Origin of the sequence: Negativibacillus massiliensis, assembly GCF_900148495.1 — a bacterium.
Lineage (GTDB): Bacteria > Bacillota > Clostridia > Oscillospirales > Ruminococcaceae > Negativibacillus > Negativibacillus massiliensis.
In genome coordinates, this window is sequence record NZ_FTRU01000008.1 from 1,281,795 (window position 1) to 1,295,326 (window position 13,532).

At 43.5% G+C, this 13,532-nt stretch carries 12 protein-coding genes and 1 pseudogene; 4 read left to right on the forward strand and 9 right to left on the reverse strand.

The features are described from left to right. Window positions 1–24: 24 nt before the first annotated feature. From BQ5375_RS11955 to BQ5375_RS11980, 6 genes are read right to left on the reverse strand one after another with little or no spacing between them, the layout of a single operon-like run. On the reverse strand, window positions 25–996 hold the full coding sequence (locus BQ5375_RS11955; protein WP_076917978.1) for a heterodisulfide reductase-related iron-sulfur binding cluster: 972 nt from the start codon (window positions 994–996) through the stop codon (window positions 25–27). Window positions 997–1,014: 18 nt separating this feature from the next. Next, the gene (locus tag BQ5375_RS11960) at window positions 1,015–1,692 is read right to left on the reverse strand and encodes a TIGR04283 family arsenosugar biosynthesis glycosyltransferase (protein WP_076917979.1); all 678 of its coding nucleotides are present in this window, start codon (window positions 1,690–1,692) and stop codon (window positions 1,015–1,017) included. Window positions 1,693–1,705: 13 nt separating this feature from the next. Further along, window positions 1,706–2,698, reverse strand: coding sequence for an aminoglycoside phosphotransferase family protein (locus BQ5375_RS11965; protein WP_076917980.1), 993 nt, complete (start codon window positions 2,696–2,698; stop codon window positions 1,706–1,708). A gap of 17 nt (window positions 2,699–2,715) precedes the next feature. Further along, a complete protein-coding gene (locus tag BQ5375_RS11970) occupies window positions 2,716–3,381 on the reverse strand; it encodes a TIGR04282 family arsenosugar biosynthesis glycosyltransferase (RefSeq protein WP_076917981.1) in 666 nt (221 codons plus the stop codon). A 16-nt stretch (window positions 3,382–3,397) separates the two neighbouring features. Further along, the gene (locus BQ5375_RS11975) at window positions 3,398–4,117 is read right to left on the reverse strand and encodes a TVP38/TMEM64 family protein (protein ID WP_076917982.1); all 720 of its coding nucleotides are present in this window, start codon (window positions 4,115–4,117) and stop codon (window positions 3,398–3,400) included. A 10-nt stretch (window positions 4,118–4,127) separates the two neighbouring features. Continuing rightward, entirely contained in the window at window positions 4,128–4,844 is a 717-nt protein-coding gene (locus BQ5375_RS11980) for a TVP38/TMEM64 family protein (RefSeq protein ID WP_022133552.1), read from the reverse strand. A 530-nt stretch (window positions 4,845–5,374) separates the two neighbouring features. On the opposite strand from BQ5375_RS11980, the gene BQ5375_RS11985 reads away from it, so the two are divergent. Then, complete coding sequence (locus tag BQ5375_RS11985) at window positions 5,375–6,841, forward strand: rhodanese-like domain-containing protein (protein WP_022133553.1); 1,467 nt, start codon at window positions 5,375–5,377, stop codon at window positions 6,839–6,841. Between the two features lie 3 nt (window positions 6,842–6,844). Next, window positions 6,845–7,288, forward strand: coding sequence for a hypothetical protein (locus BQ5375_RS11990; RefSeq protein WP_022133554.1), 444 nt, complete (start codon window positions 6,845–6,847; stop codon window positions 7,286–7,288). 62 nt (window positions 7,289–7,350) lie between these two features. Here BQ5375_RS11990 and BQ5375_RS14560 read toward each other — a convergent pair. The 3 genes and pseudogenes from BQ5375_RS14560 to BQ5375_RS12010 form a co-directional block, all read right to left on the reverse strand. Continuing rightward, window positions 7,351–8,217 (reverse strand): annotated as a pseudogene (locus BQ5375_RS14560) (CPBP family intramembrane glutamic endopeptidase). Window positions 8,218–8,293: 76 nt separating this feature from the next. Further along, window positions 8,294–8,680 (reverse strand): cytidine deaminase family protein, encoded by a 387-nt coding sequence (locus tag BQ5375_RS12005; protein ID WP_076918176.1) that lies wholly within the window; start codon window positions 8,678–8,680, stop codon window positions 8,294–8,296. After that, entirely contained in the window at window positions 8,680–10,062 is a 1,383-nt protein-coding gene (locus tag BQ5375_RS12010) for an MATE family efflux transporter (RefSeq protein WP_076917984.1), read from the reverse strand. The genes BQ5375_RS12005 and BQ5375_RS12010 overlap by 1 nt, the downstream gene beginning before the upstream one ends. Window positions 10,063–10,603: 541 nt before the next feature. Here BQ5375_RS12010 and BQ5375_RS12015 point away from each other — a divergent pair. Together BQ5375_RS12015 and BQ5375_RS12020 are read left to right on the forward strand one after the other, a co-directional pair. Continuing rightward, a complete protein-coding gene (locus tag BQ5375_RS12015) occupies window positions 10,604–12,859 on the forward strand; it encodes a HelD family protein (protein WP_022133560.1) in 2,256 nt (751 codons plus the stop codon). Beyond that, window positions 12,859–13,524, forward strand: coding sequence for a hypothetical protein (locus BQ5375_RS12020; protein ID WP_083687623.1), 666 nt, complete (start codon window positions 12,859–12,861; stop codon window positions 13,522–13,524). Before BQ5375_RS12015 ends, BQ5375_RS12020 begins: the two co-directional genes overlap by 1 nt. Window positions 13,525–13,532: the final 8 nt, after the last annotated feature.

Consider the following 13,532-nt stretch of genomic DNA (forward strand, 5'->3'; position numbering starts at 1 on the left):
CTTTCTTTTGATCTATAAATTTGTTTACAGCAGTTTGTATTTTGCTCGATTAAAAAGTGATCTCACACCTTTCGGCGGCTGTTCCTCTGCTTGAAGCAGCTCTACCAGCAGGTGACGCACTTCCTGACAGCCTGCACGGGAAAAATTTCCTGCACAGGAAGCACAATAAGTATAAGTTTTTGAAAGTTTCTGCTCTTTCATTTTCTGTCCAAATCCTGTGGAAATCTCCGGTTCATATGCTGCAGCACAGCCACCCAGCCCACAGCACTGGATTCCCTTGATTTCTTCAATCTGCCCTTGCAGCAGCGGTACAAAACTCTCAAACATCTCGCGGCTGTGCCGATCCGGACAAGGCAGATAGAGCGGGAAAAACTCCTTTCTCAGCGGCCGTACCAAATTAAGTTCTAGTAACTTCTGATAGATGCTAACTACCGGAATGTCGAAGTGTTCCTTTAAAAAAGCGTAGCAGTTTGGGCAGAGCACCACAAGCTCGGTCACTCCTGCCTGATGCAGTCGTTTGGAAAGTCCATCACAGATGGCTTTGCTCTCCTTTTCCATTCCCAACTCAAAAATAGGCTTGCCACAGCAGTCCATCACAACTCCCATACCGGCACGCTCTTTAAGCAAATCGATGAGCTTTTGGGTCGTTTTCGGATAAAAGGATGGAAAATTGCACCCCGGAAACAACACAGAGCCAGAGGTGCTATGCCGATAGTTGCGGAACAGATAGTTTTTCTTTTCCATCACCAGCATCTTCTGTCTCTTTATTTCAGGAACTTTGCTGAAAACACCGTTTTGTTCTTCCACCTTTTTGCAGCGCATCTTTAGCGCAATCTCTCTGCCATCAATCCCTTTTGGACAGCAGGCAGTACATTCCCCACACAAAAAGCAGTGATAAGCAAGTTCAGGATGTTGAGAAAACCCTTCCAAATCCAGCTGATATTTTTTTAAAAAGTCACAGTGACGGGTACAGTTTCCACAATGGATACAGTCCATCCTGTTTGCTCCTTTCTTCTAGCGAATGTCTCGATACTGCCGCGCAATCTCCTGTGCGGAAACTCCTTTGCGGAACCGATGCTGCAAAACCTGCATTTTCCACATGGTGCGCAGCATTCCGCCTTGCTCAAATCTTCGCGCCGAGGTTACCAGATATCCTCTGGTCTGCCCCAGCGGATACTTTCCTTTTAAGTCTATCGAAAGCTTGTAATCTTCCATAATCGGCAGATCTGCAAAACCGCCAATCTGCTCAAACAATTCACGTGTTAAAAAGATGCCTTGATCTCCAAATGCTATTTTACGCAGTCGGACACGCAGATTAGAACAAAAGGAACAGCAGCGCATCCATGGATGGCGACTGTCAAATCGGATGCGAAAACATCCAAAGGAATAACCTCTGCTTAATACTTCCTCCACCTGTGCGCACAGATCCTGCGGAATCAGGCTGTCGCAATGCAGAAAAAGAAAGACTTCTCCGCTGGCATGATGGGCGCCCTCATTCATCTGTCGTGCCCGTCCTTTCGGAGCGTGTATAAGCGGATAATGCGCTGCGATCTTTTCCGTAGTCCCATCAGTGCTGCCACCATCTGCAAAGATTGCTTCCCAGTCCCCGGGCAGTCCTTTTAACTGATTTAAAAATCCGTCAATCTTCTGTACTTCGTTGAGTACCGGAACAATCAACGATATTTTTGCCATCCTGTTTCCTCCATCACGCAAAATAACTGTTCCAGATCCAGTTTAGAAAATCCTCTGTCATATAATCTTGGATTTTCTGGTAGGTGGCCTGATTCTGAATCGGTCGATTCGGGTCTTGGTACTCCACCCAAGCCATCGCACACCAGGTCACTCCTCGCAGACAGGTCATCGTCTCATACCGATCAGTCCGATACTGAAGTTCTTCATACTCCACAGTATTTTTGCAGCAGCTTTGATACTGCTTTACAAAATCGTATTTCTGCTCTTTGGTCAGCAGAACATCTGTTTTCCAATAGGTCGTGGTCGGTGCCAGAAAATGCCCCAAATCCTGTGCAGCTTCCCCGATCAATGGTTTTTCCCAGTCAATGAGATAGTTATTTTTCCCTTCACCGTTAATTAGAAAATTTCCGGAATTTAGTTCTGTATTGATGATGCATCGGGACATCTGTTGTTCCTTTTTGCCGTGCTTCTTTGCTGCATCCAGTAAGTGACAGAGCATTTCCTTTGTTTTTTTCTCACCCTTATCCGACTGCAGGTAAATCTCTGCCATCTGCTGGCACTCGTCCAGCATTGCGTCCAACGGATCATCCGGACAAAGCAAACGACAATTCTCTGGGACACTGACCGAATGAATCTGTGCCAGACATTCTGCTGCAAGTTTAAGATCTGTATGATAGTCAAGTGCTCGCCCCGGCAGATATTCCATCACCAGAAGATGATTTTCACTGTCCAGATAATAAGGCTTTGGCGTTCTTGTACTGTTTTCAAGCAGTTTTAAGGCGTAATATTCATATCCGATCTGATCCGGAAGATGCATCTGACTTCCGGTATTGATTCGCAATACCAACTTCTGCCCATTTACCGGATGGGTAAACAGGTAGTTGATGTTATACTCTCCCTGTCCCAGCATGGAAAATTCCATGGATTTTCCTGACGGGATAGCCAATCCTTCCCGAAATCTTTTTGACGCTGCATACTGTTCGATTTGCTGTATGGTAAAACTCATGCTGTTTCCTTTCTATTTTATATCCATCCAAGTTCCCGCAAAAAGCGGCGGCTATGGGGACAAATTTCCTCCGGCTGCATGCTTAACTTATCTGCAAAATTACGAAGATCTTCCGGTTGGTCGATATCCTCCATCGTAGCAACTGTGCCCAGACGCAAACCTGCTTTTCGGGCAGCTGCCACTGTGTTTTCAAAGACACTGCTTCCACCGTAAGACTGCCCGCTGAAAATCTCCGGACAGGGCTTTGTGCTTCCTACTAAATAATACCCTCCATCAACCGTTGGTCCAAGCACCAGTGAGGTTTCTTCTAAAACTCGCATTGCCTGTGCAATGATCTCCCGATTAATCAATGGCAAATCCGCACCGATCAGCACACAGCGGTCATAGCCCATTTTAAAGGTATCGGTAATTGCCCTGTCCATTTTTTCGCCAAGTGTTTTTCCCTGCTGCAAAAAGAAATCTTTCTGCTGCGGCAACAGCTCTTGTAAAACAGACAGCGGCCCTTCCTCCCCATAAAACACCAGCAGATCCCACTGCAGTGGTGATAAACAGGATGACGCAACATCCTGCAAAAAAGCACTATGTGCCTGGGCACACTGTTCCGGTGTCAGTGCCGTTTGCAGTCTTGTTTTGGTTTTACCTGCAATGGGAATTCTCGTAAACAAAATCAATGCCTGTTTCACCGACAAGCCTTCCTTTCTATTGCTTTTCCTCCATGTCTTTTGACATCTCTCTTGATATCTCTTTTGGCATCTCTTCGGACAGGTAGCGCTTCTTAAGCAGATACCCTGCCCCCATCACCAGCAAGCAGAGCACTCCCGCCACTGCAAAATACCAGACACGTCCCTCTGTCGCCGTCAATCCAGCAGCTCCAATGGTAAAAAAGGAAACCCCCGGAAACATAAAAACAAAGGTATATATGGTATATTTCCAAAAACTGATATCGGTTATGCCGTAGGCAAAATTTTGCAGATTATATGGAAACAACGGAACCAGCCGTGTAATCATCAGCACCACTAGCTCACTTTTGGGATTCGAATCAAAAAGTAATTTTTTGAGATATCGGTTTTTCTGTGCGATGGGCTTGATGGAATCTTTGAGGAAAAAACGTCCTGTCAAAAAAGCTGCCGATGCTCCCAAGGTGGTCGCAACTAGGCAATTCAAGATGCCCAGCCATGGACCAAACAGGATACCCGCAAACAAGGCAAAAGTGGCCCCTGGCAGTGCAAGCACCACGCAGCCGACCACTGTCACTACCAGATAGATGAGCATCGCCTGCCACAGGTTTTGCTGCACCATTTCTTTGAGAAAACCTAAGTTATCCAGATTTCCCAGATATCCGGACCATCCAAAACGGTGATCCAGAATCAGGATCACCGCTACAAGTAAGATAAATACGATTAATTTTATTTTCTTCATTCTAAAACGCCTATTTTACAGTATTGCTCTTTTCAGACTTCGTTTTCTGTCTTGCCTGATAAATCTGTCGCAGCATCACAACCAGTACAGATAATGCAAACAGAATCAGCAAACCTGTTACAAACAGCTTTGCACCACCGGTCAGCATTCCGCCAACATAGGAATAAACGATTGTTGCAGGCAGCTGACCAATACCGGTTGCGATAAAGAACGGCCAAAACTTCATTGAGGTAAGACCCGCCGCATAGCTGACAATATCAAAGGACATAAACGGCAGCAGTCGAGCGATCAGGATGCTTTGTTTTCCATATTTTTCAAAAAAGACATCAATCTGCTCCAGTCCGGTCTTACTGGTAATCTTTTCCACTACCTCTCTTCCCAGCACTTTGGCAAGCCAGAAACATAAAGCAGCGCCTGCCATCGCACTGCTCCAGGATAGAATCGCTCCCTGCCACCATCCAAACAGATTTGCATTTGCAAAGGTAATCAAAAAAGCTGGCAGTGGTGCCATCAATGATTGGAAAATCATCAGCAACGCCGAAACCGCCATTGCATATGGTCCGTAGGATTCCACAAAGTCTTTGACTACCGCAAAGTCACCAGTTGCAAACATGCTGAAAATCTGATCCAACGTTGTTTTCACTGGTTCGACTAAAAAGTAGCTGGCGATTGCCGCAGCAATGAGCACCAACACGATTATCTGCTGAATTCTTTTTGTTTTTTTCATGGTTATTACACCCTCTTCTACAATTTCATCTTTCCTTCACCTTATATTGACATACTTCAATGTGAATATCAAATTGTTATTTTCTATTCGAACTCAATAATAGATTTATATTTTTTATAATATTTGCACTTGACAAAATATGACTTTTTTTATTTTTATCTATTCTATTTATTTAAGAAAATATGTTTTAGCATTTCAAATATTTTCTCTTACAATTTTCATAAATAGAAAAGCTACATCTTTTTCTATTAAAATATTTAATGAAAGAAAAATATTTTAATTATTCTCAAAACTTTAATTACCCTGTTTTCCCTTTCTTACTCTTCTTTGACCAGTTATTTTATTTTTAAGTTTTATTTGTTTTTTAATAAAAATATTTTTTATAAAGATTTATAGCATCTTTTCTATCTTTGTATTTTATTTCCTATTATTTTTTTCTATTTGACACAAAGTGCTATTTTTATTATCTATTTGAGAAGCATAATCAATAATGATAAGATATGGACGAAATTAAAGTAAGGAGGCTTTTTATGAAGCGCAAAATTCTCAGCCTGCTGCTGTGTGCTGCCATGGTCACCACCATTTTAGGCGGATGTGCAGCCGGCAATCAGACAACCTCTTCTGAGGAAAGTACCAACACCACACAATCAACACAAACCGAAGATTCCGCTCCGGAATCGGAAGAAATTACTGTCAAAACAGCAACTACTGATGACGTAAAGGCTGCTTTGGAGGATGAAAACTCGATCGTTCTGGATGCCCGTATCAGCGATGCCTATAATGGTTGGCAGATTGACGGTGCTGCCCGCGGCGGCCACATCAAGGGAGCAGAAAGTTTCTCCGCAGACTGGCTAACCTGTGATTACGATGAGGAAGGTAATCTGGAAGGCGAAAGCCGAGAAGAAGTTCTGAACGGATACCTCGAAAACAAAAAACTGACCGAGGACAAAAACGTTATTATTTATGATACCAACGGAACCGATGCAGCTGCTGTTGCAGACTATCTGATCTCCAAAGGTATCAAAAATGTCTCCACCTATGATGCAAATGAGTGGATTAACGACGACACCCTTGAAATGGAATCCTATCCAAATTATGATCTGCTGCTTCCAGCCAGCTTGGTTCACGAAATCGTCAATGGTAATGTTCCGGAGGGCTTCACCGATGCTGAACGAATTGTCGTTGTAGATGTTCGTTGGGGCGACAATGAAGCTTCGGGCTATCTGGATGGTCACGTTCCTACTTCCGTTCACATCAATACCGACTCTTTTGAACCTCCAAAAGTTTATGTGGACGGCATTGAGGAGTGGCGTCTTGCAGACGATGAAACCCTTGTTCAGTTGTTGCTGGATAATGGTATTACTGCAAATGACTGCGTCATCGCAACTGGTCCGGAACCTCTGGCAGCTTCCCGATTTGCTGTTATCTGTCAGTATCTCGGTGTCAAGGATGTCCGCGTAATGAACGGCGGCCTTACCACTTGGAATTATGCAGGATATGATCTGGAGACACAGGCAAATGAACCACAAAAAGAAACTGATTTTGGCATTTCCGCTCCTGCAAACCCTGATTTGATTGATACAATCGATGAAGTAAAACAGCTGCTTACACAGGATAACTTCACCTTGGTCGACAACCGTACTTGGGAAGAATTTATCGGTGAAAGCACCGGTTACAGCTATCACAGCATTGCTGGACGTATTGAAGGTGCTGTCTTCGGTTATGCCGGCAAAAACAACTCCAGCTCGATGTCCTACTATCGCAACTTGGATAAGACCATGAGAAGCGCTGATGAAATCTTGGCTATGTGGGACGAATGCGGCATTGATACCAACAATCACCTTTCCTTCATGTGCGGAAGCGGCTGGCGTGCTGCTGAAGTTCTGTGGGATGCACAGGTCATGGGCTTGACCGATGTTTCCCTGTACAGCGATGGATGGATTGCATGGAGCAATGAAGGAAATCCATATATTACCGGTGATCCGGCACAGAAGTAACTCATGATGAAAACAAAAAAATTACGCCAAGCCGTTTACCTGCTGTTTTGTCTGATACAGATTGCTTTGTTGGGTGCTGTCTATATTCTTCAGACTCTTACCACCAAAAAAGCTGGTGTTAACCATCATCTTCGATTTACTCGAACCTACTGGATGCACAACTATCTGACACCACAGAATACGCTGATTTTTTCCATCATTCTGGTTTTGATTGCTGCCGTCATCTTTGTTGCATTATTCCGCCTTTGGAACAAAACCGGAATCTATGCCAAAATCGCTTTTATTCTCTCTCTGCTGTGGATCGCTGCTCTGCTGCTTTCCCTGCATTTAGAGATTGTATCTGCCCTTTTGGTATATCCTTACCTGCTCCTTGCAGAAACAATCGCATTGCTTCTGAGCTGTATAAATATCGTGCTGGGGTACACAGCACACAAACAAAAACGGTAAACGAATCCATAAAAAAACAACACCCCGAACGTCTTGATCCGTTCGGGGTGTTTCGTTATTGGTTATAAGTACAATATAATATATCCTGCCATCACAAAGGAAGCTACGGTAAACAGCATCATGCCCGGATTAATTAACGCTGCATCCAGCGCTCCTTCCACAAGCTCCGGTTTATTTCTAACACGGAAATATCGCTTTCTCCAAATAATCCAGATTGCATATCCGGAGCTAACCAGATAGAGTATCGATAATCCTACCATGATTGCCGGAACATCTTCTCCCAAAAGCGGCAGAATACCGCCAACAAAGTTGACAATCGCATGCAGAAAGATACTGTACCAGATCGAACCTGTACGCAGATAAACCCAGCCAAATACAAGTCCCACTGCAAAAGCATAAGGCTACTGAATCACATTTCCATGCATCAGCATAAACAAGGATGCGCTGGTAAAAAGAAATGCTTTTTCTCCATAACATCCGACTGCACGAAAAATGCATTTACGGAACAAAAGCTCCTCTCCAATTGGTGCAGAAATGACTGTAAGCAAAAATGCCTGCGGAATGGAATAGGAAGTCAGGCTCTGCTCCACGATATTGCCAGCCTGAGAACCTTTCACAAGAGAAATCAGGTAGTTCAGATAGGTTCCTACAATATTAAACAAAAACAAAAGTCCGATGCTTAAAATCAGATAATGCACAAACTCTCCTGCTGAAAGCCTGTATTTTCTTTGTGGCCTTACCTCCTGTGGCTTTGGCGCTTTCGCCGAATTCATAATCAAAACGGCAACTGGAAGCGCTATGCCATACTGGATTACCTCATTGAGGATTAGGTTAAACCAGGTTTCAGAAAGTAGTTCAGGCCAGAACTGCTTGACAAGCAGCAAAAATGGCAGCGACATAAACTGATAGATTGCCATATAGGCAAGCATTGACCATCCCAGACGATTATACGACTTTCTGATTTCCCTGATTCCCAATCTCTTTCTTCCTTTCTGTCAAAACAATTTATTTCCAGCGAAACGGCAGCAGGTCATCCAAAGTGACAACGCGATCGCTGAGCTTTACCTGTGCCAGATGATTGTCATCGTGCAGCTGGCACAAAAATTCCCGACATCGTCCGCAAGGTGAAATAACCTCAAAGCTTCCATCTTCCTTTTTATGCACTGCAATCACGCCCAAAATCCGGTTTTCTCCAGCAGTTATCATTGCTGCGGCTGCAGCATGCTCTGCACAAAATCCCATTGAGCAAGGAGTATCAATACAAACACCGGTATAGATGTTTCCCTGCTCGGTAACAATCGCTGCTCCAACCGATGCTGCAAACGAACTTTGAGATAATTCCCTTGGATTACAGACCGACTCTGCCTTTGCAATCATCTTTTCCCAGTCGATCATGCCGTTTCTACCTCCCTTAATTTCGAAACGATGCTCTTGTGTTTCCATTTTCCGCTTGCATAGTAGATACCGGAAATCAACAGGCCAAGTACCCAGCCTACTGCATAGGAATAATAGATGTCTTCCTTATCAAACCATGCTGCAATCAGATAAGCAGCAGGCAGTCTTGCCAGCCACAAGCTGATAAAGGAGGAGATCATTGGAATCATCATATCTCCGGCACCTCTTAAAACAGAGTTGAACATGAAGCTGATTGCAAGCAAAGAATAAAACGGCAAAACACCGTGCAGATAAGCGACACCGGCATCGATTACTTCCGGGTTATGGCTGAACATTTGCATCATAAATGCACTGGTTGGATAAAGCAGTGCACCTATAACAACACAGCATCCGATCGACAAAATCATGGATGCGCGAACGCCTTCCTTAACACGGTGCTGGTTGCCCGCTCCGATATTCTGACCAGTATAGGTGGTCAGTGCGTTGGACAAGCTCTGTACCGGCAGGAATGCGAAGGTATCGATCTTGTTTGCACCGTTAAATCCTGCCATAAAGTTGGAACCATAGCTGTTAACCAGAGACTGCATGAACATGATACCGATGGAAAACAGTGCCTGCTGGATACCGGATGGAATACCCAGCTTCATTGCCTGCACAAACAGGTTTTTCTGGAAATAGAATTTTTGTGGCTTGATCTTGATAAAATCATAACGGCGGTTAATATAGAACACACCAAACAGCCAAGATGCAATCTGTGCAATGATGGTTGCAAGTGCTACACCCGCTACACCCAGTTTAATCGGAATAGTAAATACCAGGTCAAGGATAATATTGATTACCGTTGCAATCATCAAAAACAACAGCGAAGTGCGGCTGTCACCTAAACCCTGCAAAATACCGGAGTTGATGTTAAATCCAAGGTTACCGATGATACCGATAAAAATAATAATCATATAGGTCTTTGCCATTGCAAGGGTTCCATCATCCGGAACCTGCATCAAGCGAAGAAGCGGCTCACTCAAAAAGATACCGATCAGAGAAAGTGGAATAATACCGATAATCAGCGCTGTATAGATGGTATTAACCGTCTGATTTACCTTTTCCAGATCTCTTGCTCCGTAAAACTGCGCAATCATGATGGTTGCACCGGTACCAATTCCCATAAACAAAGAGCTGAGCATGAAAATAACAGGAAATCCTGTACCTACCGCAGCCAGTGCCTGATCTCCGATTACATTTCCGACAACAATGCTGTCCACCATATTGTACAGCTGCTGAAAGACATTTCCCAAAAGGAGCGGCAGCGTAAAACTGATAATCAGTCGATACGCATTACCTTCGGTCATATCAATCGACGTTGTCTTTTTTCCTTTTGCCATTTTTCTTCCTCCTTTTTACTCTCTCCTGTCAAATTTACCCCTCATCATAATTGAGGTGAATAAAAATAGATGGACAGCCGTCCATCATCTTTATAAAATCATTATATGTGAAATACCATGAAAACACAAGCAAAATTCTGATTTTTCTGTCCTTTTCACCCAAAGTTTTCATTTTGTGTATTACGGCTATTTTTAATTTTATTTTTTCTCAATTTTTTATTGACTTTTTACTAGAAAGGGATTATAATAAAGTTACTCAAAAACAAAGATGTTTTTGACACCTTTTTTAGAAATCTTCTGACCGGTAACGCCGGTCGTCCTCTATTTTTTATTACACAGCCGAAAGGGGAAGTCCGTTGGACTTCCCCTTTCGGTTTTTTCGTTTTTCTGCTTCTTTAATTGTTTTTTTAATATCATCGTGCTATAATAAAAAGATATTGTATGAAAATATTTTTATTTGCTTTTTATAAGGTTCCGCTCAGCCAGCAGGAAGTACTCTTTCCGGCGAAGGAATCTCTTCTGACAGGGCAAGGAGGCTCTTATGGAATACGAAAAAGAATTTCTGGTTGAACAGCAGTATCTGGAAAAGACCTGCTCCTTTATAAAAGAAAACCTGACTCGGGAAGAAGCAGATTGTTCCGATGAAAAAGATCAGATCATCTCTGCGCGCAAGGAAATGTGGGAAAATGTATCTTTCCGCGGTGGTTTTGACAATGTCGTGGAGGCTCATCAGGCACTTGAATCGATTCAGGCACAATCTGCACGGTATGATGCTGCGCACAAGCGCATCGATCATTACCGTCAGGCATTGGACTGTCCTTATTTTGCACGGATTGACTTCACTGAAAATGGATATGAATCCTATCCTGCCGAAAAAATCTACATCGGCTTGTCCAACATTCAAGATGAGGAAAGCTATGAGACCTATGTTTATGACTGGCGCACTCCGATTGCAAGCTTATTTTATCGTTACGAACCAGGAAAGGTAGAATATCAGGCTCCTTCTGGTACAATCCATGGAACGGTTTCGCTCAAACGTCAGTACGAAATCAAAAACAGCACCCTCAACTACTTTTTTGATTCTGACGTCAACATCATGGACAACATGCTGCGTGAAGCACTCTCTCACAATGCTTCCCCACAAATGAAGTCCATCGTAGAAACCATTCAGCGCCAGCAGGATATGATCATCCGCGACACCTTAAATGAGCTGGTATTTGTTCAGGGTGTTGCTGGCAGCGGCAAAACTTCGGTTGCTCTGCACCGTGTTGCCTTTCTCCTTTACGAAGGCGTCACCCAAAAACTGTATGCTAACAACATCGTCATCATCTCTCCGAATAATCTGTTTGGAAGTTACATTTCCAACGTCCTGCCGGAGCTGGGCGAAGAAAACATCGCGAGCCTTACCTTTGAGGCACTGTTCTCCAAAGCGTGCAGCACTGATTTTCGCCTGATTCCGCGCAGCCAGCTACTGGAACAGATGGTTTGTGCCAACACCAAAAAAGAGAGAGAACTGTTGCATGAATCGGTAGAATTTTTCTCTTCCGAAACTTTTGCGCAGATTCTTGAGCGATATATCTCCTACTATATCCGCCGCATGATTCCATATACGGACCTGTACTACAATGGAAAGCTGCTGGAAACGCGTGAAGAGATGAGCGCTTTTGTACAAAAAGCCTGCCGCCGCGCACCGCTGGACGGCGCACTGAAGCTGCTGGAGAAACGTCTCTGGACCCAGATTCACAAAGTCCGCCGGGAAGAGCGCCTTAAAAAATTGCAGAATTTTTCTGGAACCTTTATCCAGCACCTTTACGATAAAAAGCAGTTTGGTCGTTTGCTCTCCATCAAAGAGTGTACCCGTATCAAGCATCAAATCAAAAAATTCACCACCCTCGACAGTATGGAGCTGTTTCAAAAGCTCCTTTGCGACCGTGACCTTTTCTTTCGCATGGCAAAAGGACTTTCTCTTCCAGAGCAAATGGATGAAATCCTCTTCCTTGCACAACAACGTATCACTGATCCTTCCCCTTACCTTTCCTATCAGGATGCAATGCCGCTGTTTTATCTACATCTGGGTTTGTTTGGCACCGATCTTTATTCGGATATCCGACAGGTCGTTGTGGACGAGGCACAGGACTACTATCCGATACATTTTCACATCCTCAAAAAACTGTTCCCTTCTGCCCGCTACACCATCATGGGCGACTACAATCAGACCATTGAAAAATTGGAAGGTCCTCAGTTCTATCGCGACACTGCCAAAATTCTGGATAAGAAGACTTCCTGCCTGATTACCTTAAACAAGGGATTCCGCTGTTCTTATGAAATCAACGAATTTTCCCGTCGATTCCTGCATGATTGTACCGATATGGAAAGCTTCGACCGCCACGAACAGCCGCCGCTTCTCGAACAGTGTGACGACCGAAACAAAATGGCACAGCGCATCATCGAGCTGACCAGAGAATACCTCGGAGAAGGATTTGCTTCCATCGGCATTATCTGCAAGAGCCAGAAACAGGCAAATCAGCTGCACGCCCTGCTCAAAGACCAGATTCCGGTTCATCTGATGGATATTAATCAAAAAGAGATCTTTTCCGGTGTTATGCTGATGCCAGTATACATGGCAAAAGGATTGGAATTCGACGCTGCCATTCTTTGTGATGTTGATGATAAAAACTATCGCAACGATTTTGACCGTCAGCTCCTGTATGTTTCCTGTACCCGTGCTCTGCATCGTCTGGCAATTCTGTATACCGACAAGCCGAGCAAATATTTGAAAGCAGAGGAGATTAAATAGTGAAATTATCGGACACTAAAATCTTATCTATTGTATCCCATCACATTTCTTTAGATACTTGGAGTAAATACTCTGCGGATGAGCGTATTCAAATTATTCTTTCCTTGCTATCTGATTTAAAGAAATCATACCAGCTTTCTACAGAAATCTCTTTTGATATGCCATCTGGATATGAAACTGCCTGTGGACTTTACGACCACACAATCAGTTGTCTGTTCCTCAATAAAAAGTTCCTGGAAGAACCTTCTTCCACAGAAGCTCTGTATTACTTTTTTCATGAATTTCGTCATGTGCTTCAATATGAGCGAAGTGATCTGTTTTCACCTGAACTCATCAAAAGTCTCCCTTATATTATTCAATACGATGGGAACTGCTTTAAGCTGGTGGATAACAACTGGTATCATGTAAAACTATCTGGAGAAGAAGCATATTTTACTGACTTATATCTTTCTTTGCCGTATGAAGCTGATGCAAACAAATTTGCATTTTCATGCTTAACTTCCTGTTCTTCTGATTTAAAGATAACAGAAGAAGTAAAACATCTTTATAATTTTTGGTGTCCCAAATACAACACTATTTCCAAAGAAAGAATTTCCTCTGAACTGAGTAGAGTGTTTGCAGAAATTGACAAAGAAATTGAATCTATTAAAAAAGGCTGCCATTAACTGGCAGC

Bases quoted from the DNA above. Each gene is read 5' to 3' on its own strand.
- BQ5375_RS11955 (WP_076917978.1), bottom strand. From the start codon at position 996: ATGGACTGTATCCATTGTGGAAACTGTACCCGTCACTGTGACTTTTTA.
- BQ5375_RS11960 (WP_076917979.1), bottom strand. From the start codon at position 1,692: ATGGCAAAAATATCGTTGATTGTTCCGGTACTCAACGAAGTACAGAAG.
- BQ5375_RS11965 (WP_076917980.1), bottom strand. From the start codon at position 2,698: ATGAGTTTTACCATACAGCAAATCGAACAGTATGCAGCGTCAAAAAGA.
- BQ5375_RS11975 (WP_076917982.1), bottom strand. From the start codon at position 4,117: ATGAAGAAAATAAAATTAATCGTATTTATCTTACTTGTAGCGGTGATC.
- BQ5375_RS11980 (WP_022133552.1), bottom strand. From the start codon at position 4,844: ATGAAAAAAACAAAAAGAATTCAGCAGATAATCGTGTTGGTGCTCATT.
- BQ5375_RS11985 (WP_022133553.1), top strand. From the start codon at position 5,375: ATGAAGCGCAAAATTCTCAGCCTGCTGCTGTGTGCTGCCATGGTCACC.
- BQ5375_RS11990 (WP_022133554.1), top strand. From the start codon at position 6,845: ATGATGAAAACAAAAAAATTACGCCAAGCCGTTTACCTGCTGTTTTGT.
- BQ5375_RS12010 (WP_076917984.1), bottom strand. From the start codon at position 10,062: ATGGCAAAAGGAAAAAAGACAACGTCGATTGATATGACCGAAGGTAAT.
- BQ5375_RS12015 (WP_022133560.1), top strand. From the start codon at position 10,604: ATGGAATACGAAAAAGAATTTCTGGTTGAACAGCAGTATCTGGAAAAG.